22 protein-coding genes are annotated in these 23,904 nt (G+C 60.6%); 13 read left to right on the top strand and 9 right to left on the bottom strand.

Annotation, left to right across the window (positions count from 1 at the left end; genetic code table 11):
- Positions 1-67: 67 nt before the first annotated feature.
- Together M1D88_RS13375 and M1D88_RS13370 are read left to right on the top strand one after the other, a co-directional pair.
- Complete coding sequence (locus M1D88_RS13375) at positions 68-1,084, top strand: exonuclease domain-containing protein (RefSeq protein ID WP_458111310.1); 1,017 nt, start codon at positions 68-70, stop codon at positions 1,082-1,084.
- Positions 1,085-1,155: 71 nt separating this feature from the next.
- Positions 1,156-1,692, top strand: coding sequence for a DUF4395 domain-containing protein (locus M1D88_RS13370; RefSeq protein ID WP_458111309.1), 537 nt, complete (start codon positions 1,156-1,158; stop codon positions 1,690-1,692).
- Here M1D88_RS13370 and M1D88_RS13365 read toward each other — a convergent pair.
- On the bottom strand, positions 1,679-2,800 hold the full coding sequence (locus tag M1D88_RS13365) for an ADP-ribosylglycohydrolase family protein (protein ID WP_458111308.1): 1,122 nt from the start codon (positions 2,798-2,800) through the stop codon (positions 1,679-1,681). The two genes, M1D88_RS13370 and M1D88_RS13365, sit on opposite strands and share 14 nt — an antisense overlap.
- 194 nt (positions 2,801-2,994) lie before the next feature.
- On the opposite strand from M1D88_RS13365, the gene M1D88_RS13360 reads away from it, so the two are divergent.
- The 3 genes from M1D88_RS13360 (at position 2,995) to M1D88_RS13350 (ending at position 8,796) form a co-directional block, all read left to right on the top strand.
- Complete coding sequence (locus tag M1D88_RS13360) at positions 2,995-4,221, top strand: exonuclease SbcCD subunit D (protein ID WP_458111307.1); 1,227 nt, start codon at positions 2,995-2,997, stop codon at positions 4,219-4,221.
- A complete protein-coding gene (locus M1D88_RS13355; RefSeq protein WP_458111306.1) occupies positions 4,218-7,244 on the top strand; it encodes an AAA family ATPase in 3,027 nt (1,008 codons plus the stop codon). The genes M1D88_RS13360 and M1D88_RS13355 overlap by 4 nt, the downstream gene beginning before the upstream one ends.
- Positions 7,245-7,359: 115 nt before the next feature.
- Positions 7,360-8,796 (top strand): MFS transporter, encoded by a 1,437-nt coding sequence (locus tag M1D88_RS13350; protein WP_458111305.1) that lies wholly within the window; start codon positions 7,360-7,362, stop codon positions 8,794-8,796.
- A gap of 21 nt (positions 8,797-8,817) precedes the next feature.
- Here M1D88_RS13350 and M1D88_RS13345 read toward each other — a convergent pair whose 3' ends face one another.
- Positions 8,818-9,552, bottom strand: a complete 735-nt coding sequence (locus tag M1D88_RS13345; RefSeq protein ID WP_458111304.1) for an IclR family transcriptional regulator — start codon at positions 9,550-9,552, stop codon at positions 8,818-8,820.
- A gap of 158 nt (positions 9,553-9,710) precedes the next feature.
- Between M1D88_RS13345 and M1D88_RS13340 the strand changes: the two genes are divergently transcribed.
- The 4 genes from M1D88_RS13340 to M1D88_RS13325 all read left to right on the top strand — a co-directional run bounded on the left by M1D88_RS13340 (position 9,711) and on the right by M1D88_RS13325 (position 13,699).
- Positions 9,711-10,286 (top strand): flavin reductase family protein, encoded by a 576-nt coding sequence (locus M1D88_RS13340; RefSeq protein WP_458111303.1) that lies wholly within the window; start codon positions 9,711-9,713, stop codon positions 10,284-10,286.
- Positions 10,287-10,334: 48 nt separating this feature from the next.
- Positions 10,335-11,789 (top strand): 4-hydroxyphenylacetate 3-monooxygenase, oxygenase component, encoded by a 1,455-nt coding sequence (gene hpaB / locus M1D88_RS13335; protein ID WP_458111302.1) that lies wholly within the window; start codon positions 10,335-10,337, stop codon positions 11,787-11,789.
- A gap of 105 nt (positions 11,790-11,894) precedes the next feature.
- A complete protein-coding gene (locus M1D88_RS13330) occupies positions 11,895-13,226 on the top strand; it encodes an MFS transporter (RefSeq protein ID WP_458111301.1) in 1,332 nt (443 codons plus the stop codon).
- A 227-nt stretch (positions 13,227-13,453) separates the two neighbouring features.
- Positions 13,454-13,699, top strand: a complete 246-nt coding sequence (locus tag M1D88_RS13325) for a hypothetical protein (protein WP_458111300.1) — start codon at positions 13,454-13,456, stop codon at positions 13,697-13,699.
- A gap of 786 nt (positions 13,700-14,485) precedes the next feature.
- On the opposite strand, the gene M1D88_RS13320 is transcribed toward M1D88_RS13325, so the two are convergent.
- Positions 14,486-14,887: a DUF7793 family protein gene (locus M1D88_RS13320; RefSeq protein ID WP_458111299.1), complete on the bottom strand. Its 402-nt coding sequence runs from the start codon at positions 14,885-14,887 to the stop codon at positions 14,486-14,488.
- Positions 14,888-15,470: 583 nt separating this feature from the next.
- Positions 15,471-16,409 (bottom strand): DMT family transporter, encoded by a 939-nt coding sequence (locus M1D88_RS13315; RefSeq protein WP_458111298.1) that lies wholly within the window; start codon positions 16,407-16,409, stop codon positions 15,471-15,473.
- Positions 16,410-17,391: 982 nt separating this feature from the next.
- On the opposite strand from M1D88_RS13315, the gene M1D88_RS13310 reads away from it, so the two are divergent.
- The 4 genes from M1D88_RS13310 (at position 17,392) to M1D88_RS13295 (ending at position 19,091) form a co-directional block, all read left to right on the top strand.
- Positions 17,392-17,832, top strand: coding sequence for a MarR family winged helix-turn-helix transcriptional regulator (locus M1D88_RS13310; RefSeq protein WP_458111297.1), 441 nt, complete (start codon positions 17,392-17,394; stop codon positions 17,830-17,832).
- A 120-nt stretch (positions 17,833-17,952) separates the two neighbouring features.
- Complete coding sequence (locus M1D88_RS13305; protein ID WP_458111296.1) at positions 17,953-18,273, top strand: DMT family transporter; 321 nt, start codon at positions 17,953-17,955, stop codon at positions 18,271-18,273.
- Between the two features lie 36 nt (positions 18,274-18,309).
- Positions 18,310-18,735 (top strand): DMT family transporter, encoded by a 426-nt coding sequence (locus M1D88_RS13300; protein ID WP_458111295.1) that lies wholly within the window; start codon positions 18,310-18,312, stop codon positions 18,733-18,735.
- 164 nt (positions 18,736-18,899) lie between these two features.
- Complete coding sequence (locus M1D88_RS13295) at positions 18,900-19,091, top strand: hypothetical protein (RefSeq protein ID WP_458111294.1); 192 nt, start codon at positions 18,900-18,902, stop codon at positions 19,089-19,091.
- A 61-nt stretch (positions 19,092-19,152) separates the two neighbouring features.
- Here M1D88_RS13295 and M1D88_RS13290 read toward each other — a convergent pair whose 3' ends face one another.
- From M1D88_RS13290 to M1D88_RS13270, 5 genes are all read right to left on the bottom strand, one after another.
- Complete coding sequence (locus M1D88_RS13290; RefSeq protein ID WP_458111293.1) at positions 19,153-19,449, bottom strand: hypothetical protein; 297 nt, start codon at positions 19,447-19,449, stop codon at positions 19,153-19,155.
- Positions 19,450-20,034: 585 nt separating this feature from the next.
- Positions 20,035-20,295, bottom strand: coding sequence for a hypothetical protein (locus tag M1D88_RS13285; RefSeq protein ID WP_458111292.1), 261 nt, complete (start codon positions 20,293-20,295; stop codon positions 20,035-20,037).
- Positions 20,296-21,573: 1,278 nt separating this feature from the next.
- Positions 21,574-22,641 carry a CU044_5270 family protein gene (locus M1D88_RS13280; RefSeq protein ID WP_458111291.1) on the bottom strand — a complete coding sequence of 356 codons (1,068 nt, stop codon included), beginning with the start codon at positions 22,639-22,641 and terminating at the stop codon, positions 21,574-21,576.
- Positions 22,607-23,203, bottom strand: a complete 597-nt coding sequence (locus M1D88_RS13275; protein WP_458111290.1) for an RNA polymerase sigma factor — start codon at positions 23,201-23,203, stop codon at positions 22,607-22,609. The genes M1D88_RS13280 and M1D88_RS13275 overlap by 35 nt, the downstream gene beginning before the upstream one ends.
- A gap of 149 nt (positions 23,204-23,352) precedes the next feature.
- The gene (locus M1D88_RS13270; protein ID WP_458111289.1) at positions 23,353-23,754 is read right to left on the bottom strand and encodes a RidA family protein; all 402 of its coding nucleotides are present in this window, start codon (positions 23,752-23,754) and stop codon (positions 23,353-23,355) included.
- Between the last annotated feature and the right edge of the window lie 150 nt (positions 23,755-23,904).

The raw sequence follows: 23,904 nt of genomic DNA, 5'->3' as shown, positions 1-23,904 counted from the left end.
CCGGCTATCTCTTCCCCGTACGGGGAGTCGTGCAGGCCGGCCCTCCAGCCACGGCTAAAGTTGAGCCGTGAGTTTGGACTTTACGGCGATCGACTTCGAGACTGCCAATGGCTTCCGCGGTTCGCCGTGCGCTGTTGGCCTCAGTAAAGTCCGCGGAGGTGTTGTGGTCGAAGAGGCGTCCTGGCTGATGCGGCCCCCGGAAAATCATGACCACTTCGATCACCACAACGTCAGGATCCATGGCATCAGGTCCCAGGATGTGGCTGGACTGCCTCGCTTTGGTGAACTTTTCCCGGAGATCGGTGCATTCATTGGCGATGATGTCCTGGCCGCCCACAACGCGGCCTTTGACCTGGGCGTGATCCGCTCGGGGCTGGAGGTGTCCGGGCTTGCCGGTCCTGCCTACGACTACGCCTGCACTGTGATGCTGTCCCGGCGCTGTTATTCGTTGGTCTCGAACTCTTTGTCTTACGCGGCCGAAGAGGCCGGAGTACCTCTCGTCAACCACCATGATGCTGCCGAGGATGCACGGGCGTGCGCCGGAATCCTCATTGACATTGCCGCCCGTAACAGGTCCCACAGCATTGGGGAACTTTACCTTTCCCTTGGTTTGGCTCTGCCGCACCAGCCTGCTTTTGATCCGCGGCGTGATGATTTGTCCAAGGCCACGCTGACGGCGCTCGCAGCCCTGGGAGCGGGGAGTGCGCCTTCCAGGCCGTTCCAGTCCGGCTGGCCCGAAGAAGGGGCCAACCCGATGCCGAATGCCGACGCCGAGCCGGGCCATCCGCTGTACGGCCAGACGGTGGTGTTTACGGGGCAGCTCACCATGGCAAGGCCGGAAGCCAAGGTGCGTTCGGCAGAATTCGGTGCGCGTCCGGAGAGCAGGGTCACGGCCCGGACCACGCTGTTGGTTGTGGGCGACGGCTTTGTGGCTGCAGACCTGCGCTCCGGCCGTCTTACCGGCAAAGCCAAACGGGTCCTGGAGCTGCACGATCGGGGACAGCAGATTGAAGTGCTGTCCGAGGGAGAGTTCCTGCAAATGGTAGGCGGACACATGCCTGCGTCCTCGTTCGCCGCGTCCTAGCTTTACTCAGTTCCCGTTCACAGTGAGCAACAAATCTTTTAGCGGGAGCGGAGCTCTCCTACCCTTACAGCATGAGCAGAGTTGAGACGCCCGAGGCCACAGCCGCGGCAGGCCATGTGCAGAGTGGCTGGCGGGCAGCGTTCGCTTTTCCCAATCCAGTCAACGAGTACGCTGCCAGGATTACTGCCGGACTCGTGGTGGCCGTCGCGGTTGTGACATTGCTGACAGGGTTCGGCTGGGGACTGTCCGCAATCGCCGTGGGCTTCTGGCTGAGGGTACTGTTCGGCCCGCGTATTTCACCCTTGGCGTTGCTGTCCGTCAAGGTCCTTGCCCCCCGCCTGGGCCGGGTGAAGCTGGTGCCCGGTCCGCCCAAACGCTTCGCCCAGGGATTGGGGGCTGCGATGTCCACCGCTGCTGCCGTTCTGCTGGCCGCAGGAATGGCGCCGGCCGCGTGGTCGCTGCTGGCCGTCCTGATTATCGCTGCTTCCCTTGAGGCGTTTGCGGGGTTCTGCCTCGGGTGTGTGATCTTTGGTTTTCTTCAGCGCCGCGGACTGATCCCCGAAGACGTCTGCGAGGCCTGCAACAACATCTCGCTCAGGCGCCCGTAACCGTGACGAGCTGAGCCGCCATTCCGCGGATGACCTCCGGAGCTTCAAGAGCGTCCAGCCACTCAGGCGGAAGGCACGCCTCGCCGTAGTAGGCACCCAGGATGTTTCCAGCCATTGAGCCGGTCGAGTCGCTGTCGCCGGAATGGTTCACGGCCAACCGGACCGCTGCCTTGAAGTGCGCTACAGGGTCCGCGCTGTCCCCGTCAGCTGCCGCCGTCGCCAGAACCGAGTAAACCGCGACGGCGAGAGCCTCCTCGGCGACCCAGCCCTCACCGAGCGTCTCCACCAGTTCCTCGGGGCCGAGAATCTTGCCGGAGCCACCTGAGCCAGTTCGGGCTGAAGACCCGGCCTTATCGGCGGCCCCCAGGGCCGACTCCAGTCGCTCCAGGAGCTCCTGGCATGGTTCCGGCAGGCCCCGGATGTAGCCCACGGCAGCCTCCACCGCTTCCTGCAGGCCGTGGCCGCTCACCAGTTCGTGAATAATCAGGCTGAATGCCCCGGCGCTTTGGCGTGCCGAAGGATGGCCGTGCGTCAGCGAAGCGGCGTCGGAGCTGAGTTTGTACACGGAATCCACAGGGATATGCGGGATCAGGCCAAAAGGAGCCGAACGCATGACGGTTCCGCATCCCTTGGAGTCGGGATTTACCGGCCGGTAGATGGTGCCCATCTCTCCAGTTGAAAGCCCGCTGAGGCAGGCGTTGCCCGGAGCCCTGCGGTGTTTGAGGATTTGATGGGTGTCCAGCCAGCGGGGTTGCGGCACGGGAGCCGACGCCGGTGCCGGAACGCCCTGCGTTGCCAGCCACCGCAGATACGCCAGCCACAGGCAGGCGTTAGCGTCGGCACCTATTCCATCGTTTGCCCACTCCAGCACCTCGACAAGCCCATCTACGGTGTAAAGCGTCATCTGCGTGTCATCCGAAAAGTGGACACCGCCGTCGAGCTCGCTGAAATCCTGAAGGCCGTCAGGCCCAAAACGCTCCCGGATCCTGCCCACGGAATCGAACTCCACTGCATAGCCCAGAGAATCTCCCAACGCCCCGCCCAGCAGGCATGCATGAATCCGGGATACGGCTGAAGGGTGCGGACGGCGATCGGGAACTGTGCTCATACGGCAAATTTACCGGGAAATCCCAGGCAGCTTGTCCCGATGACTGGCTTCAGCGCGCGGCGGATTATCAGGGGTGGGTCAGCTCGGGAATTCTTTGAAGGAAAGTCCGAAAAGTAACCGCTGATCAGGACACATTGGTCCGACCCCGGGCGGGCCTGTCCGAAACTGTCACCCCCAGCCGATACGTTAATGGCATGCGTTTACTGCACACCTCGGACTGGCATCTGGGCCGTTCCTTCCACGGCGTTGGCATGCTCGAAGCCCAGCGGTCGTTCATCGACCAGCTCGTGGCTGTTGTCCGGGATGAGTCCGTGGACATCGTCCTGATTGCCGGGGACGTCTACGATCGGGCTTTGCCTGGAGTGGATGTGGTGGGGCTCTTGGACGATGCTTTGGTCAGGCTGACCGGAGCCGGGGCCAAGGTGGTGCTGACCAGCGGGAACCACGACTCCGCCATACGGCTGGGATTTGCCTCGCGGCTCCTTGAGCGTGGTGGCGTGCACCTGCGAACCAGGGTTTCCGAGCTCGACCAGCCGGTCCTTTTCCGGCTGGATGATGGTGGAACGGGAGAATCAGAGGGCGCTCTGGAACCCGGCAGCAGCCCAGCGGGCGGCCGGCGTGGTCCTGTGCTGGCCATCTATGGGATTCCCTGGCTGGAGCCGCGGCTGGTGGCCGAACAGCTTGGAGCCGGGACGCCAAGCCACTTCGAGGTCACCAAGGCAGCTACCGAGCTCATCCGGGAGCATGTTGCGCAACTGGCAGGGGAGGGACCCGTCCACACCATCGTTCTTGCACACACCTTTGCAAGCGGCGGAATCAGCTCAGACAGCGAACGTGACTTGTCCATCGGCGGTGTCGGAGCCGTTCCCCTGGACCTCTTCGATGGTTTCAGCTACACGGCCTTGGGCCACCTGCACGGCAGGCAAACGCTCTCGCCGGCGGTGCGCTATTCCGGATCCCCGCTGGCATACTCGTTTTCCGAGGCTGGGCATCGCAAGGGCGGTTGGCTCGTCGACGTCGACGCCACGGGGGTAGCGGCCGTGACGGAAGTCCTTTGGGAGGCACCACGGACCCTCGCCGTCCTTCGTGGCAGGATCCAAACGCTCCTGGAGTCCGAGGAATATACGTGGGCCGAGCAGGCCTTCTGCCAGATCACGCTGACGGACCCCCAACGTCCTGCCCAGGCCATGGAAAAGCTGCGAACCCGATTCCCGGACACCCTCGTCCTTGGTTTCGATCCGGAAGGAGCCGAAGTCACAGGAAAGACCAGCTACAGCAGCAGGCTTTCGGAAGCGGAGGATGATCTCTCCGTCTGCTGCGGCTTTTTGGAGCATGTCCGGGGACGCACCGCGGATGATTCCGAGCGGGCCGCCCTGATCGATGTCCTGGACAACATCCGGCTCGAAGAGGCATCGCGATGAGGATTCACAGGCTGGAGATTTCAGCGTTCGGACCGTTCGCCGGGACAGAGCATATCGATTTCGACCGGCTCGGCGCCCACGGGCTGTTCCTCCTCAACGGTGCCACCGGCGCCGGAAAAACCAGTGTGCTGGACGCCATTTGCTTCGCGCTCTACGGGTCCGTCCCCGGTGCCAGGCAGGACGGGAAACGTCTGCGCAGCGATCATGCCGAGCCTTCAGCGGAGCCTCGGGTCACGTGCGAATTCTCGGCACGCGGCAGGCACTTTGAAGTCTCCAGATGGCCTGCATGGGACAAGCCCAGCACGCGCGGAAAGAACGGGTTCACGGGTCAGCAGGCCAAGACACTCCTCCGCGAACGGGTCAACGGCAGCTGGATCGAAAAGTCCGGCCGCAATGACGAAGCCGGCGCGGAAATTACGGAAATCCTGGGGATGGGTCGCGAGCAATTCACCAGGGTTGTCATGCTGCCACAAGGTGATTTTGCCGCCTTCCTCCGCTCCAATGCCAAAGACCGGCTGGAGCTCCTGCAGAAACTGTTCGGAACTCAGCGCTTCGAAGCGGTGGAGCAGGAGCTGCTGCGCCAGGGAGCAGCGGCCCGCCTCAAGGTAGAAGCCCTGACCGGCCAGCTGGGGATGCTCCTTGGCCGCGCTGAGGCCGAAGCGGAATCACTGAAGATAGATCTGTCCGCTGTACCTGATGGCTGCGACGTATTGCCTTGGCTGGCCACCACAGCCGAAGCCGCAGCCGCAGCGCTCCAAAAGACGGCAGATGCCGCGGAAGCCCTGCGCATTGACCGCGCAGGAAGCCTTGAGACGGGCATCGCGAAAAATACCCGTCGGAAGAAGCTTGAGGCAGCCCAAAGGCGCCGATCAGAAGTCCGGCTGGCTGCCCCGGCCCTGGAAGCCGCCCGCCTGAAACTGGAGTTGCACCGCAAGGCCGAAATGCTGCGTGGCCAGCTGGACGCTGTCAAGGCAGCTGAACGGCAGGAACAGGTGGCCGCGGCGTCTTTAGAGACGGCCATGGCAAGCCTCCGCAATGACCGGCTGGAAGGCTGGGACGCTACCGAAAACCAGCAGAACTCATCACCAAGCAATGTCACCGAATCCTTGGAACGGTTGCGCTCATTCTCTGCTGTGCTGAGCGAACGGCTGGCCGACGAGGACCGGTGCGCCGGGCTCCTCCAGAGGAGAACCGAGCTCAGCCTGCTACGCCTGGACCTTGAGGCTCAATGCCGCGCGAATGCTGCGTCGCTGTACAACCTTCGCTCAGAATACGCAGCACTGGCGGCTGGGATTCGCCCCCTTGAGGAGCTCGCCGGAGAAGTTCGCCTCCGCACCAAAGAAGCAGCTGCGGCAGAAGAACTCGTGGAGATCGTCCGTCGTCACCATTCTGCTGTAGCGTCCGTCGCCCGGATCGCTGAACGTCGCCGGGAGGCCAGGGACCTTCATCAGGAACTCCGCCATCAGTGGCTGGACCTTCGTGAGGCGCGGTTGGCGAATGCAGCAGCAGAACTTGCGAGCCATCTCGCCCCTGACGAACCGTGCCCCGTCTGCGGAAGCGCCGAGCACCCCTCTCCTGCAACGTCAGGTCAGTCAGCCTTGGAGGTGGCAGCCACCGAAAAGGCGGCCCAGACGAAAACTGACTCTGCAGAGAAAGCGCTGCAGGCCATCGAACGCGAGCTGTCACTAGCGGAACAGGAAGTGGCCGTACTCGCCGCACAAGGCGGTGATACGGATCCCGTGATCGCCGAACACGATGCATTGGCGTCACAGGAGCGTGCCGCGCTCGCCGTCCGCGCCGCTGCGGACCTCGACCGCGACCGGGACCGCCTGGAGGAGCTGGCGCTCAGCATCTCGGCGGCAGAAGAGGCGCAAGCCACGGCACTCGCCTCCATCGCTGAAACCGCTTCCGCCCTTGCTGAGGTGCAGGAGCAAACAGATTCCCTCGAGGCCGCCCTCACGAATCTTCGGGGGAGCTACCCCAGCATCAACCAGCGGATCCAAGCGGTCCGCGGGACCATCGCGGTGCTGGAAGAAGCCAAGGCAGCTGAGAGTGAGGCAGAGAGGGCGGCGGGCCGGGTATCGGAGGTCACCGGGCAGCTTCACAAGGATCTGCCAGTGGCGGGCTTCTCCTCGGTGGAAGAAGCGCGCGCAGTCCTGTTGCCTCCACCGGATGCAGAGACCCTCGAAGCCTTTATCCGGACAGGCCAGGATGAGCAGGCCAAAGTGGAGGAGCTGTTCGCCGGGGAGGACCTGATGCTCGCGGCGAGCGAAGCCGCAGGGGAGGCCTCTGTAAGCAACGACGAGCTTGATCATCTCCGGGAGGCTTCCGTTGCCGCAGATCATGCCGCGAGGGAAGCCGCCCTTGCTGCCGCCATGGCTTCGAAATCGGTACGGACGCTGCGAAACATCCTCGGGGAGTATGGGGAACTGCTTGAGAGCTCGCGAAAACCACGCCAACATGCAGAACTCCTGACCTCCCTCGCAGAAGCAGCCCGAGGCGGTGGTGACAACAACTATCGGATGAGCCTTAACAGCTACGTTCTGGCTGCCCGCTTGGAGCAGGTTGCCATTGCAGCCTCCGAACGGCTCGTCGGAATGAGCGACGGGCGTTACACCCTGCAACACACGGACGCCAGGGCTGCCAAGGGTGCGAAGTCGGGTCTGGGGCTGGAAGTGGTAGACCAGTGGACCGGCCAGCGCCGGGACACGGCAACCCTGTCCGGAGGTGAGTCCTTTATGGCCTCCCTCTCCCTCGCCTTGGGACTGGCTGACGTCGTTCAGCAGGAAGCAGGAGGGATCGACATCGAAACCCTGTTCGTTGACGAAGGTTTTGGAAGCCTCGACGACGAGGCCCTGGAACAGGTTATGGACGTCCTCGAAGGGCTGCGTGACGGCGGCCGCGTGGTGGGACTGGTAAGCCACGTTGCCGAGATGAAGCAGCGAATCAACATACAGCTTCAGGTGGTCAAGGGCAGGAATGGTTCCAGCCTGCACATAGCGGATACCGCAGAGGCAGCGTAGGCAGGTCCGGCCGGCAATTCTTGGAAGGCTCCCTGACTCAGCTACACTTGACGGGTTACCGGGTTGCGCGCATCGGGCGGAGGGACGATGCGCACTATTGAACGAGCCCGGAACTATGACTACTCCCACATCTTTTTCCCAGCCTTCACAGGATCAGGATCACCTGAGCCAGGAGCTGAAGAACGAGGCCCCAGAGCGCGGAAGGTTCGCGCGGTTGCCTCTCCTCGCAGGCAAAGGCTTCATTCCACTCGGACTGTTCGCCAGGCTCCCACTGGCCATGCTGACTGTCGGTGCCCTGACCTTGGTCACCTCGGTCAGCGATTCGTACGCCATCGGCGGCACTGCAGCGGGGGCGGTCGGTATCGGTTCGGCCCTTGGCGCCCCGGTGCTCGGAGGGCTGGCCGACAGGCACGGCCAACGAATCGTCCTGCTCGCCGCCTCCCTGATCAACTGCGCTGCTGTTCTAGCCTTGATCCTGGCCGCATGCCTGGCGCCCGGAACCGGAGCCTTGGATCAAGGCATGCCGGTTTTACTCGCAGCCTTTCTGGCAGGAGCGAGCTGCCCGCAGGTTGGGCCTTTGGCGAGGGTCCGTTGGATGGCGCTGACAGCACGCGGCAGTACCGTCAACAATGCCAAGGACCTCGATACCGCCCTCTCCTACGAGAGTACGGCCGATGAACTGACGTTCGTCCTGGGGCCGGCGCTGGTTGGTGTTCTGGCGAGCCTGGTCGCACCCTGGCTTCCCCTCGCCCTGGCCGCTGCCCTGACAATTACACTGGTTCCGGCCTTTGCCGTGCACCGCACCCATCTTGCGGTACCCAGGAGGATAAAACCCCCAGTTCGGGACAAACCGGTCCTGAACAAGCGGGCAGAGGACGAGCCCGCCGGGGACGAGCCCGCTGCTGACAAACCGGGCAATGACGAGCCCGCGCGTGATCACAAGCCCGGCAAAAACAGCGCCACCAGGTTCAGTGTTGCTGCATCGGTGGCTCTGCCCGTGGCGGCCATGGTTTGTATGGGAACGTTCTTCGGATCCACCCAAACGGCCTTGAGCTCGTTTTCAGCAGGCTTTGCCACATCGGAGATTGCCGGGCTGCTCTATGCAGTGATGGGGCTGAGCTCAGCGGCCGCCGCTCTGTCCGTGGCCTACTGGTCGCGGCGCATCAGCCTGGTCATGCGCTGGATGGTCAGCGCCGGGCTGATGACGGGCTTTGCCCTGTTGCTTATGCTGCCTTCCACAGCCCTGCCCATGATCCTGGTGCTGCTGATCCTGGGACTGCCGGTTGGGCCGCTCATGGTCACCGTCTTCGGCATCGGTGGCCTTGTGGCACCTACCGGCAAGTTGGGAACCGTCATGACAGCACTCGCCAGCGGAATCGTCGCCGGTACTGCCCTGGGATCATCCATCGCCGGGCACCTGGCGCAGGACCACGGCTATTCCACCGCGTTCCTGGTCCCGGTTTGCGCTGCGGCCGGGCTGTTCCTCTTGGGGACGGCAGCCGCCGTCGTACTCCGTGCCGTTCAAAATAAGCGGGCGGGAACCGCCGCATAAAAGGCGAATATGGGGCTGCGACTAGGCCAACTGGGCTTCAATGCGTTCTGCGCTGGCTTTAAGCGCCGCAGCCACCTCTGCCGGATCTTGGGATGAGCGGATGTAAACAACAGCAATGGCGGCAGGACGGCGGCCGGGAACCCGAACGGGAACAGCGAGTGAGGAGACTCCAGCGATGACCTCATCATGGCTTGCCGCGTAGCCGCGGTGCCTTGCTTCCTCAGCCTCTCGGCGGTACACAATCCCGGGCGCCAGGTCTTTCCAGTCCTGCTCGTCAAACGTTGACTGAATGGCAATTCCGGGCGCACCGGCGTTGATCGGATGGCGTGAGCCGGGGTGCTGTGCCACGGCCGCGCCGGAGTGCCTGGGTTCGACGGTTACCAGGGTAATGCAGTCCTGGTGGTCCCACACCGCCACGAATGCTGTCATTGTCAGGGAATTGGCCAATTGCGTCAGCTCAGGCAATGCTGCGGTCTGCAGATCGCGCGATACACCCCTGGCCAGCGCAGCAAGCCCGGGGCCTGGCTGCACACGCCCGCCGTCGTCGCGTACCAGCAGTGAGTGATCCTCCAGCGTCCGTAAGATCCGGTACGCAACAGAACGGTGTACCCCGAGGGCAGTGGAGAGCTCGGCAATAGTCAGGGGCCTGTCTGCCTCCGCAAGGATTTCCAGCGCCCTGATACCCCTGGACAGGGTTTGCGACGGGGAAACCTGGGGAGCGGAATCCGGCGGGCTCTTGGCGGCAAGCGAGTTCATGTGGTCCATCCTAAGTGGCTGCAAGGGCAGGGTGCGGAACCTCTTGTGCCCGGACCCACCTTCCGGTAGCGTTCTTTTTGGGAACTATAAGTTCAACTATAGAACAAGGCAGTACCGAACTATAGAACAAGTCCCAAGGCCGGCCAGAGGAATCATTGATGATTGCCAACTCACCTGAAAAGGGAGAGCTCCCACAAAACGCAGAGCTCCCCGAAAGGGCGGGCCCAGGGAGCACCACTGACGGACGGGGAGCGCCGGGCAACCACCACTTCCGCGGGAGCCTGGGACGGTTCGCCACGGGAGTGGCCATCGTGACCTTCGTCGGCGTCACCAAACGGCATGGAATTACCGTTAACTCGTTCACATCGGTTTCGATGAACCCTCCGCTGGTGCTGGTCAGTATTGCCCGCCACACCAAGGCTCATGACGAGCTTGCCGGCCGGCCATTCACGGTGAACATCCTTGGAGCTGAACAGCGTGAGCTGGCCATGCACTTTGCCGGACGCCCTGGCAGGGAGCCCGTCTGGGTGGAAGGAAGCACGGCGCCCCGGCTTTCGAATGTTCTCGCCTATTTCGAATGCACGCCGTGGGCGGCGTACGACGGCGGCGATCACACGCTCTATGTCGGCCAGGTTGTTGATTTCGACTACCGGAACGGCGACGCCTTGGCATTTGCCAACAGCAACTTCACCACCATCCCCGAGAGTCAGCTGGGGATGGAAGAACTTCTCTGAAAGCACCCAAAGTATTCGGCACGGCTAAAAGATGACTGGAGAAAGATCATGGGTATCCGCACCGGACAGCAGTACCTGGACAAGCTCAATGCCATGAGCCCCCACGTGGTGATCGATGGCGAAGTTGTCAGTGACAAAGTCGCCGAGCACCCGGCCTTCAAAAACGTAGCACGTTCCTACGCGAAGCTTTTCGACATGCAGCATGATCTGCAGTACCAAGAGGCGCTTACGTACACCTCTCCCACGTCTGGTGATCTGGTGAACGCCTCATTCCTGGTACCGAAAACCCTCGAGGACCTGCAACGGCGGCGAAAGGCGATCTCAACCTGGGCGGAGTACTCCAACGGTTTCCTCGGCCGGTCGGGGGACTACATGAACTCGTCATTGACCGCCTTGGCCACTGCTCAGAAGTGGTTCTCCCAGGCGGATCCCAAGTTCGCCGAGAACATCCGGAATTACTACGAGTGGGCACGGGAGAATGACACCCTGGCTACTCACACACTGATCCCGCCGCAAGTGAACCGGTCCGTTTCAGGCTCGGAGCAGATGGGTGGGCAGTTGTCGGCCCGGATTGTGGAAGAGCGCGAAAACGGCATCGTGATCAAAGGTGCACGGATGCTTGCCACCATAGCGCCGATTGCCGATGAACTCCTGGTCTTCCCGTCCACTGTCCTGCGAAATACCCCGGAGGATGCCCCTTACTCCTACGCCTTCGCCATCCCGAATGACACTCCCGGCCTGCGTTACCTTTGCCGGACGTCCCTCTACAACGGCGGCAGCACCCACGACGAACCTCTGGCTTCCCGCTATGAGGAGATGGATGCCGTAGCAGTGTTCGATGACGTTTTTGTGCCGACCGACCGGGTCTTCATGCTCGGCAACCCCCAGCTTTGCAACGCCTTCTACTCGGAAACCGGCGCGGGTGCCCTGATGACCCATCAGGTGGTCACCAGGACCATCGCCAAGAGCGAGTTCTTCCTTGGCCTGGCGTCGGAGCTCGCCGAGTCGATCGGGATCGATGGGTTCCAGCACATTCAGGAAGACATCGCGGAGCTGATTATTGACGTCGAGATCGGTAAGGCCCTGATCCGGGCATCCGAGGCCGACGCGGAGCTTAATGACGAAGGCGTGATGCTTCCCAAATGGAGCACCCTGAACGCAGCCCGGAACTGGTACCCGAAGATCGCCCAGCGTTTCCCGCAGATCATCCGCAAGTTCTCCGCCTCGGGCCTGATGGCTCTTCCCGGTGAAGCGGATGTCAACAGCGACGCCAGGGCTGACATCGAGATGTACCTCCAGGGGAAGACCCGGACCGGACCGGAACGTGTGCGCCTGTTCAAGCTGGCCTTCGACGCATCAATATCAGGGTTCTCCGGCAGGCAATCCCTCTACGAGTACTTCTTCTTCGGTGATCCGGTGCGAATGGCCGGCGCTTTGGTCAACAGCTACGATCGCGGCCCGATCCGTGAACGCGTGCGCGAGTTCCTGCACCGGGAAGACTGACTGTGGGCTTGGTCACAAAAACAAGGTATCCTACTAACTAACTGACCGTTCGATCAGTAAAACGTGTCCGCAGGTACTAGCAGTGCCCCCAGCCATGGAGTTCCAATGACCGCAACTTCCTCCGTTGATTCAGAGACGGGCCCCAGCAGCAAACATGAGGAACGCAAAGTCCTCGCCGGGACGCTGGTCGGCACCACCATCGAGTGGTACGACTTCTTCATCTTTGCCCAACTGACGGGCACCCTGTTATCACCTTTGTTTCTCACACCCCTGCAACAGGCCAATCCCGGATTGGCGCAGATTCTCTCCTTTGCCCTCATCGGTATCAGCTTCCTCTTCCGTCCGCTCGGAGCCGTTGTTGCCGGGCACCTGGGAGACAAGCTGGGACGCAAGGCGATGCTGGTATTCACGCTGGTAATGATGGGGGCTGCCACCGCTCTGATCGGCATGCTGCCTACGTACAGCCAGATCGGCGTTTTGGCCCCGATTCTCCTCATCACCCTCCGGGTCCTGCAGGGCTTCTCGGCTGGCGGCGAGTGGGGCGGAGCAGCCCTGATGGCTGTGGAACACGCACCCATGAGCAAGCGGGGCATCTTCGGTGCCTATCCGCAGATCGGTGTCCCCATCGGAATGATCCTGGCCACCGGCCTGCTGTTCTTCCTCAACAGCAGCATGTCCCGGGATGACTTCGCAGCATGGGGCTGGCGTGTTCCGTTCCTGTTGTCCATCGTGCTGATAGTGGTTGGTTACCTGATCCGGCGGGCTGTTGCGGAAAGTCCTGTCTTCCAGGAGATGGCCGCCCGCAAAGCCGAGAGCAGGGCGCCACTGGGTGAGCTCCTGCGCAAACACAAGACCCCGGTCGCCTACACGACCATGATCTTTATCGCGAACAACGCGGCGGGTTACCTGCTGATTGCGTTCTTCATTTCCTACGCCACCCGCTCGCTCCAGATGCCCGCACCGCCGGTCCTCCTCGCCACCACCCTGGCATCCTTTGGCTGGCTGATCTTCACGCTGGCCGGGGGCTGGCTGTCTGACCGGATAGGCCGCGTCAAAACTTTTCTCACCGGCTACGCCATCATCTTTGCGTGGATGATCCCGATGTTCGCACTCATCGATACCAAGGACATCCTGTTGTATGGGTTGGCACTTTTCGTCCTGACTATCGGACTGGGACTGTCCTACGGACCCATGTCGGCTATGTACGCAGAAATGTTCCCGGCTAATGTCCGCTACTCGGGTATCTCGATCGGTTACGCGTTCGGAGCGATCCTTGGTGGCGCCTTTGCCTCAAGTATTGCGGAGTGGCTGCTCCAGACCACCAAGTGGACAGGATCCATCGGTATCTACATCATGATTCTCTGCGTCATCTCGTCTATCGGCGTGATTCTGGCCAAGGAAACCAAAGGAAACCTCCTCGGAATCAGCAGGCACTGAGTCCTCCATCTGCCCGGCATGCACTTGGAGCGGGCAGGAATATCTAAACATTGGACGTGGTCCCCGGTCGCTTTGCGGCCGGGGACCATTCTTTCGCCCGAAAGCTTTCAGTGGGTTTGTGCCGGTACCTTGACGATCAAAGCGGAGATTACGTGCGGCACGGAAAAAAGCGATTAGTGGCCAACTGAGTTTTGAAGCTCTATGGGCCGAACCGGAGGAGGAGCGCAATGAACAAGCACGCGTTCGTAGAACGCGCTGAGTTTGGCGATGACGTTTTGTTTTTTCTCGCCGTGCCCGCCAGCTGCGGAAAAGCGGGAAACTGGCGGGGCCGGGCAGATTCCGGGTCCATCGAAGTTGATCTTGAGGAACTGATTGAAGACTTGGCCGAGGCTTTGGCGGAGACGAGATCTGGACTCATATTCGTGATCGACGAGATGCAGGATCTGGATGATGGGCTGATAACGCCCTGTTGAGTGTTCAGCACCTGGCCAACCAGCGTGAGTGGCCGTTTTACATCGACGGGGGCCGGGCTGCCGAACCTTCCTCCGGTACTTAGCGAGACCCGGTCCTACTCCGAGCGCCTTTTCAACTACCGCAGCATAGGGGCTCTTGGTCGTGAAGACGCGGAATCGCCCTCGTTGCGCCCGCCCGCAAATACGGCGCGTCCTTCACCGCCGACGCTAAAGAACTCCTTCTGGCAGCTTCCGGCTCCTACCCATACTTCATTCAGGAGTACGGTTATGCCGCCTGGGAGACTGCACCGGAGAAGGTCGTAACGCTCCACGACGCGAAGATCGGCGTCGAAATCGGCAGAGCACAACTTGATCAGGGCTTCTTCCCGTCCCGATGGGAACGGGCATCAAAGGCGGAGAAATCATTCTTGCGCTGCATGGCAATCGATGGAGACGAGGGTTCCAGCACGATGGACCTTGCCGAGCGGGCTCAGAAAAAGACAGACATCAATGACGATGACCAAGGCATCCCTGGTTCACAAAGGCATCATCTACGCGCCCGCTCTGGGCAGGGTCGCGTTCACTGTGGCAGGCATGGCCGACTACATTTCCCGGCTCAAAGACTGAGCGAACCAAACGCCATCTTGATTTCGGGACGATTCTATTTGAAGAGCGGTCAAGCCCGTTCGGCTAGGGATTTGTAGATGGGTCTTGCCGTCTGGTCCTACTCCACACGCTCCCAGTTCCAGGACGTGGGTGGGGTCTTATTCTCCGGAAGTGAACGGCCGGGGTATTGACTAAGATTTTTCAACTAACTGATTGATTGTCTCCCATGGCGACGGAGCAGCCTTTGTTTTGCAGCCAGCTGAGGGCATCACCTTCGGATGTGAAGTATCTGGCTTCGCACTCGATGGGGAGTCGTCGCAGGATCGCATTGGCGATGACTTCATCTACTGGGCTATTGCCGAGTATCGCCAGGGCGGTGAGCGTTTCACCGTCGCAGTATCCGCTGATTGCTTCCCGGCTGACCGCGCCCACGCCCGTGATTATCAGAAGTATGGCCCCAGGTTTTCCGCGCGTGAGTGCCCTCCGTTCGGAGCTGGCACGAAAACAGTCCTCTGTCGTGATGCATGCGGCGGGTTGCAGCGTGATCGAGGTTATCTGTGCGCTTTCCTCGTGTACGCGCACGGTGAAAAGATCCCCGGTCACGGGACTACGGAGTGGAACTCAGGCTGGTTTTCCGGCCCGACAAGACCTTTCAATCGCATTCTCTTCACAATGCCCCCAAACATTTGCTGCAACGAAGAATCCAGTGTGGAGGCGATAGTGGTCCCATCACTCTTCCCTACTTGATGGTGGAGAGGCTACATGGGAAGGCGGCAAGGGTCCACAGTTCAGGGTCAGCTTCTGATGCACGCCCAGTTTCCATGAAGGGACCGCCGCGCTGTGCTCTTGGCCTCGACGCCGAACACCCTGAATAACAGGAATGCCGCCTCTCGGCCTCGAGGCCGTTCCATCCGTTGCACAGATCGCCGAAGGAGACCTATTGCTCAAAAACGACCGTTTTTGAATACCTGCCGTCCGCCTGTCGATTTTTTACGTGTGAATAGCAGCGATAAATGGCCGGCATTTTCTCGGCGCTTAATGTCGCGGCCGGGGCCCGTAAGCCGAACCTTGGTCATTTTTCCACTGAGGCTACTCGGGACTGAAGGCGAAGGCCTTGCGGCACATATTTGAGCGGCCCCGAGGAATCCTGAAACACCCCTCGGGCGACGGCCAATATTGGTAAGGATCAGTGGAGCTGTTTGGGTCTCGGGCTCAGTCGTATGCGGACAGCAACGCCGGCACAGAGAATGACGGCCAGGCCGCCGATGATGGTGGTCGAAGTCAAGGTCTCGCCCAGCAGAAGACCTGCCCAACAGATGCTTAGGACCGGCTGCGCCAGTTGGATCTGGCTTATCTGTGCCATCGGCCCGATCGCAAGGCCGCGGTACCAGGCGAAGAAACCCAGGAACATGCTGACGACCCCAAGGTAGGCGAACGCAGCCCACTGCAAGGGTGTACCGGACGGGACCTGCTGCGCCATGGCGAGGGCGCTTAGGGCCACCATTAGGGGCGATGCTAGGACAAGCGCCCAAGATACTGTCTGCCAGGCGCCCAGTTCACGGGCCAGTAAACCTCCCTCCGCGTACCCGATGGCTGCGGCAATGACAGCGCCGAAGAGCAGCAAGTCCGCCCAATGCAGCTGACCTAAACCACCCGATCGTGCGGAAGCGAAGGCAATCGCCGCCACCGAACCCACAGCTGTCACGATCCAGAAAACAACCGGTGGACGTTCTCGGCTGCGGAGGACGACCATCGTAGCCGTGGCCGCCGGCAAGAGAGCGATGACGACGGCTCCATGACTGGCAGGCGCGGCAGTAAGCGCGAAGGACGTGAGCAGCGGGAAGCCCGCGACAATCCCTGCAGCGACAAGGGCCAGCCGGGCCCACTGAATGCCTCGTGGAAAGCGTTGCCGCGCCAGAGACAGGGCCATGGCGGCAAGGAAGGCTGCCACGACTGCCCGTGCCGATCCGATGAACAGCGGCGATAGGCCGCCGACTGCCAGCTTCGTGAAGGGGACTGTGAAGGAGAAGGCAACTACTCCAACGAGGCCCCACCAGAGGCCGGATGCTGACCGGTACGGTAGCACAGGTGGGATTGCGGTAGTAGCGCTACTTTGTAGTCTCATGAGTGACGATAGCAGCTCCCTCTAAAGCTTGCTGTCCTTGCTATCGGCAATGATGGCTTTTCGTCATCGGGGGACTCGGTCTTCGTTGTGGCAGCGCGATGAATACCGGCACGAACGCGGCAGAGACCCCAAACATCGCGAACGCTTTCCGAACGCTCAGACGAGAACTAACCGCTACTCACAAGCCACTTACGTGAAGCATATGGGGAACCCCGATCGTGCAGTTCCTTCGGTAACTCCCTTTGACTGGGGTGTTCTTGGACTTTCTGGCATTGGTTGAAGTGGCATGGGCAGAGGAGTGGCGCTGATCATTTGATCCTTGGCCAGTGGAACAAAGTCTGTTCCGCAACTGGATGCGGTCGAAGAGTCGGGGGCCGGAACAATCGGTTCTGTTGTATTGGTCGGAAGCCGTCCTTTCTCCGGGCATGGGTGCCGGACGAGACTGCCACTGACTTCCGGGGACGGCTCTGCGGATGGCAGGGGCGGCTCTTGCCACTCATCTCCAGCCCCGTTACCGCCGACGCTTCCACAGGCACTGACAGAGAAAACCAGAGCGCAAGTGGCCATGAAAAGGCGGATCTCCCTGGAACGTCCCATGCCCTGATTGTCCCGATACTCGCGCCACAAGAATAGGGGGCAGCGTATCAACCGCTTGTTCCATCCGGTCAGTATTCCCATGCTGTGACGACTGTCAGCAAAAAGCGGCCGTCTAATTGAAGCTGCCACCGTCCGATCTGGGGAACGTTGAGTGGGACGGGGTTCCTGGAGGGAGTACCAGCACCAGCGGCACGCCATTCAATGGGCTGCTGATTGCTAGCAGGTCGTTCTCGAAAACATCGACACCTTCAGGAAAGCGCTGTCATAAGCTCAGGGCTCCCGCGACGAGCGCCGGTAATCATGGTTCCTGGGGTGCCGGCTTGATGTATTCACATGGCGTGGGTAGTTTGTTGCATGTACATTCAGTTATTGGAGCGGCGGCCCAGTGGGAAATCTCGGTTCGGCATGGTCGCAGGTCGCGGCAGTGGTGAGTGCTGTGGACGCAGCCCTCAGTAAGTGGCTGACGGATACGCATAATGTCGGCCTGACCGATTACTACGCCATACTCCACCTGAGCAAGGCATCAGACAGGGAACTGCGCATTAACGACCTCGCGCACAGGGTCGGCCTGAACCAGAGTTCGGCGACGCGACTCGTAGGACGACTTGAGGCCAAAGGGCTGGCAGTCCGGGATACGTGCCCGGACGATGGCCGGGGAGTCTACGCAGTGATCACCGATCATGGGATGAATGTCGTGAATACAATTGGCGAGTCCTATGAGAACAAGATCGGCGAGCTGCTGGGTACTGCAGTGCAGGAACACCCGCACCTTGATCTCGTTGACCTGGATGGCGCGTTCGGAACCATCCGGAAACTTTTGTCCTGAATCCAAGGTGCAGCTATTTTTTTGGCGATATAGCTGCATGTACATACAAACAGCGTTCAATGTCTTGACCCTTACCCGTATCTGCGGGCCAGGGGTACACAACGAATCGAAAGGAACAACATGAGCTGGTTCTATTTGGGAGTCGCCGTCATCTTCGAAGTCGCCGTCGGCATCTTAGCGAGCAAAGCAGAAGGCTTCACCAGGTTGTGGTGGACGGTCGGAACCCTCGTCAGCGGCGCGGTCGCCACGCTCTTCCTCAGCTTCGCTTTGCTGACCTTCGACGTCGGCGTGGGCTACGCGATCTGGACCAGCGTCGCCGGCGTCGGGATCGTCATTTTCGGTGCGCTCTTCCTCGGTCAACGCCTGAACTGGAAGAAGGGCCTGGGTATCGCTGTCGTCATCGGCGGGGTCGTAGGGCTCCAGCTCAGCGGCGCCGCATAACCCTCCCCGCCCTATCACTTTGAAAGGACACACCTGATGACCATCACAATCAACCCCACAGTTAACGGCACAACGCCCACCGGCAAGAAAGCAGGATCCTGGCTTGTGCTGCTGCTGGCCGGAGTCTTCGAGATTGGCTACGCGCTCAGCGTGGCCGGAAGTAGAGGATTTACTGTCCTCGGCTGGTCTGTCTCTGCCTTCGTTTTCTTTCTCTTGACCCTGTTCTGCCTCAGTGTTGCCCTCAAAACCATCGACGTGGGAATCGGCTACGCCGTGTGGGCTGGCATCGGTGCCGTCGGTGCTGCCCTCCTCGCACCTATCTTCTTTGATGAGGTCCTCACCCCGACTCGCGCACTCTGGCTGGCCGTCATCATCGGCGGCGTCATCTGGCTCAAGCTCGCTGACAGCGCAAAGCTGCAGCGAAACCCCACCGAAGCAACAGTCCCCGAACCAACTCGGTGATCAGCGGACGGCATCACCCGCCCGAGGCGTGGTCAGTACCGCAGCCGCCGCGGGCGGGGCATTGTCGCCGTTCAGCTTTCTCTGCGCAATGTCGGGTGTACGTAGAAGGAAGCCTCACTAGGACAGAATCTGGACCGCGGCCGGTGGCTCCTAGTAGGCTCTCAATGGCGACGGAAGTCAGTTTCCGGAGGGTGATAACAACCTTCGCTCTTGCCTTGACTGGCGGCATCTTGTTGGCGCTTTTGCTCAAAGCACTATTCCCTCAAAGTGGAGTGCTGGCGCTGGCAGTTCCCCTTGGACTAGTCATCATGGTTGTCGTTCCCGTGCTGGCCACTTATTTCAAGAGGAGGATGTGAGAACGCCTCTGGCTCTACCCTGTCGCACAAACCGAACCTTTTACGGGACGTTTCCGGAAAGTTAGAGGCCGACGGCGAACCCGCCGGCGAACAGGACCGCCGCAATGCCCACGAGAGCCAGCAAGATTAGGAAAGCGAACGCCGTTCGAAGGATCGCATTTCGGTACTTCCGCGGCCGACCGATCTGCATCCATACGATGAAAACGAACGGAATGATCATCAGGCCGCCATATAGGAGCGCTGGTACGAGCCTCACCCCAGGCCTAGGGCAGGGATAGGCAAGAGCGCAGAACATCGGAATGCTCTGGATTCTCCAGAGCAGGAACCAGGCCGACAAGAGAACGATAAGTGCCAGCAAGACCGTTCTACTCACACGGCGAGGGGTTGCAGTCGGATTCTGCGCTTGTTCCATGCGTCCATGGAAACAGAACTTCTACGATCGAGACTCCTTGGTGGCCATAAGCGCTTCCGCGCCGTTTGAGGAACCCTTACGGACGCACCTCGCCCCGTGAGGCATCGCTGACCTGGGGAAAACTCTCCCCACTGGGAGACATGGCTGATATCAACATGCAGGAGCCCGGTGCGGGGCGAGTGGCTGCTCGTGTCCTAGACCGGTGGTTGGTCGAGAGTGGCGTCCTGCTGGCGCCGACGGATTTCCTTCACTATCAAAACAGACTGAACAAGCCAGCCCACCCCAACGAGCACGGCTAATACAGCCGGCCATCCAGACCAAGCGAACAAACCTATGGCGAGCCAGACTATTCCGAAGGCAATCCAAACGTTTCTCAGCCATCTAAGGTCGGCAGTCGAGCGCTTAGGAAAGCGCACTGAAGCCTTTATCTTGGCAACCAACGTTTCCCACATGGGGGCTTCCTTCAGTCCACGTATTTCATTCACTTGGAGGCATGCCTGCGTACCCGTCGCGCATGTTCACATCAGGCTCTCACTGAAGGTCCCGCTCAGTGCCGGACTCGCCTGTCCTTTTCTTGGACTTACGCCATTCCACAAAGCTGCCAACCGCCAATACGAGGGACAGAAGAACGAGAACACCGTAAAGAAGCTGAAGTTCATTCTGCGTTTGGAACCCTACGTACAGCCAAATCATGGCCGACACGAGCCAACCGACCGCTGCAAACAGGAGCATCCCCGAACCTGGCAGGCGTTCCTCTTTCCCTGGGTCGGTCAATCCGGTTTGGTCCGTCATGCGCAACCACATGTTGCTTAGCCTGCGCTCTCCCATGGCCATACCTTCTCGCACCCACAAACCGAGTCTCACGACGTCCTAATTGAAGCTTCACCTATGTCGTGGCGGCGTTCAACAGCTGGCAGATGTGAATCGCAGGGAAGAGCGGCGGCATTTTCGCGGCGCTAAATATTGCCCTGGTGCCCGTAAGCGGAACCTCTACCGGGCGATTAGCCCTCGGCGCATTCGTGAGCACTTAAGGAAGGGATGGGCCCGAGTCCTCGCCGCTTTTCCGCTTATTGGCCCAGCGTACGATCCAAATGACAATGAGGGTTATCGCAACGACGACAACGACCGCCATCAAGAACGTCGCCAAGAACACCATTACGTGCCAGCCCTCAAGCCTCATGGGTGCCCCATTTCCAACCGATGCTTTGCACCGACTCTTATTCCGCCCGTGGAGGACAAGTATGCCTTAAGACGTGGAAGGAAGTGTCCGTGGGGGAACCCTCTGCGGGACACTGGGCGGTCGAATCCCCACCGAAAGCGAAGCGCCGGTGCTTGTTCTACTCCACATTGCTTGTCCCCCCACTCTCCGCGTGCTTATGTGTTCGATACAAGCTCCTATCAGATTTGGGGTAGCCACAAATGCTTTTTCCAAAGAGGGGCCAGCCATGGACCTACAAGGAGCGAACAAGGCTAAATTCCCTCATCTTCTCTTTCATAGGGCTCTTCTGGGTCGTCTGGGGAATAGTTATCGGTAGCTGGCTGATGGTCCTTCTTGCCGTCGTAGTAATCCTGTGTTCGGTCGTTGTCTGGCTGTTTGGTGAGCGGAAGTACCGTAACGAACCCTGATGCAGGTCTATTCCACAGCCTCCGTGGAGAGTCCAGGAGGGGCGGATGTTTGTCAGTCGACTCGTCCGATTTGAGGATCGTGAGGGGTCCTTTGGTGGCAGGCGCTGACGACTCACCGTGAGGGCGGCCTAAGCCTTGTGAATGAATGCACTTCAGGCTTCGATGACTCTATGAAACCAATGGCGCCCGTAAACACGAGCGGGATTCCCGACGAGGTTCTCGCACTGATCCTGGGAATCGTCGTGGTTGTGATCATCCTCTGCGCAGCTCTAGTGGGAGTGGTCCACTATCGCGACAAGCAAAGGAAAAGCGATCAAAGAGGTAGGACTCTCCGTCGAGTCGTCCCGCCTCGTGCGAGCTCTCAATCGTCCCGTAGGGGAACCCTTAGCGGACGTGCGCCGAGGCATAACCGCCATTTAGCGGTCATGCCTCGGCTTCAGCGGCCTAAGGTGCAGCGTTCACCACGGATGTCTTCACGGATGTCCAGGTCGAGACGGTCCCGGCGGGAGCGCCTGAACCGTCCTTCAGCAGTACGTCCTGTTCCCCGATCACCAGTCCGGAGTTGGGATCGATGATGATGTCCGTCCTCGCTACTCCGTCGGGAGAGGGGACGCCGATGGCAATGCCGGTTCTGCCGCCGACTGTTGCCTGCCTGTCCCCGACGGTGACGCCGGGGATGAGGGCAGCGGCTTTGTATAGGGCGGCGCGGAGGTCGGCGGGGACGACTCCGCTGCGCAGGCCGTCCGCGATCGTAACGAAGGCCTCTAGCTCAGGAGTCTTACCGGCGCCTTTGGTCCGCTCGTAGATTATGTCCAGCAGAGCCTGTGGGTCTCTGGGCAGGCTGCCGGCTTCCTTGAGGGGTGTGCCGATAATGACTGTTGGTTCGTTTCCGCCGAAGGCGCCTCCTGGTGCACGCCAAATTCCGACTAGCGGGAGTGTCCCTTCCGGCGGTGGTGATGCTGCACGCCGTTTCTGTAGCTCGGCTGCTGCAGCCTTGGCGGCTTCGCTGGAGGACTCAAGCGGGACGCGTGCTTCACGGTTCCAGACCCATTCGCCCTCCCTGTCTGCCGGAACATAGATCTGACCGCCGGTCGTTTCCTGCCAGTTAATGTCACTTCCATCGGCGGTTTGCATGCCTCCGGCGGTGAGCTCGGTCGTCTCGATTTTTAGGTACTGACCGGGTCCCACCACCGGGTCGGAGGTCTGGATTGTTGCTGCCGCTGCGTTGTTCAGGACCTCGGCTGCTTCGGCGGTTGCTCCCGGACCACCAGGCCTGACAATGTCTGCCACTACGATTCCGCCCACGAGCAGAGCCGCTGCTGCGGAAGAAAACAGGATACGGCGCCGGAAGCGGATCGGGCTGACTGTGCGTTTGGTGTGCGTGTCTGTCATTGCCGCAGAGGTGGCCGGGACGATCTTGGCCATGACTCTTTGGCGGCCGCGTGCCAACGTGGCCGGCGGGGTGGAGCCGATGTCGCTACGCATTTCGCGGAGCAGCTGCAAGTCGTCCATGGTCGTTCTCCGTTTCGTCAAGTATTTCGAGGTTGAGCTGGGTTCGCAGGGTTCGACGGGCGCGGTTCAGCCGGGAGCGCACGGTTCCCACTGGAACGTCCATTGCCAGGGCGATGCCTTCGTAGGTCAGGTCCGCCCAGGCATAGAGCAGCAGCGTTTCGCGGTCGATGGTGGCCATGGCCTTTAGCGTCCGAGCTATGCGTCCGGTGGCCGCAGTGGCGTCCACTTGAGCGGCGATCCGGTCTGAATCGTCACCCATGGCTTCACGTGAAGCCGTTCTTGCAGCGGCCTTCAGCATCTTCGCTTCGGCACGGTGATGCTGTCGGAGCAGATTCGTGGCGATGCCGAAAAGCCAAGGCCGGACATCCTCCCGGTCAAGGTCGTAGGTTTCGAGTTGTTCCCAGGCGACCAGAAAGGTTTCGGACGTGACGTCGTCGGCTACGAAGTCGCCGGCCCTTCTGGCTGCGTATCTGTAGATGATTGAGGCGTGTCTGTCGTACAACTCGCCGAACACTGCGGGGCTGGCGCGGGACCGCCTGATGATGTCGTTGTCTGTGCTCACACTATGTATTGACCGTTGGCCGCAAAAGGGTTCACGGAGCATGCCTTCTTTGCGCGCTTATCGGATCTTCATTGAAGCGTAGCGGTGACCGATAGTCGCATTGCCCTCCGCCCGTCGTCCCAATGAACCCTGACCGGGTCACGGTTTCATCAATCGATGACGGCGGCGACCGCTTCGATTTCCACCAATTGGCCGGGGTAGCCGAGGACGGTTACTCCCATCAGGGTGCTCGGCACATCATGATCGCCGAACGCTGCGCGTACAACATTCCACGCCGCCGCAAGGTCGTCCCGATCAGTGGAAGCCACGAGCACGCGGGTGGAGATCACGTCTTCAATGGCCGCACCAGCGTCGTCAAGAGTAACGCACATGTTCTCGACTGCTTTCTGGGCCTGTGCCGTGTAGTCCCCGGCGGTGGATCCGTCGTCGTTCAGAGGACAGGCGCCAGCAAGGAAAATATAACGGGCTTCGATGGGTGCGGTGGCGGCGTATGCGTACTGTGCCACCGTGGCTAGTTTGTCCGAACGAATGAGGGTCACAGCGTGCGGCATAGCGTCCTTTACTCGGAATGAATGCTGGTTTGTTTCCAGCCTAGCCACTGAGACATTAATCGATGACCATGCCCCACAAGCCGAACCCTCAACAGGACGGCCCGATCTATCGGATCCTTGGCATTCGTGGTTCAGTTCATACATGTCACC

The organism is Arthrobacter sp. R1-13, from assembly GCF_054161475.1.
Note: the sequence above shows the minus strand (reverse complement) of the source record. Positions and strands in the feature narration are given on the sequence as shown.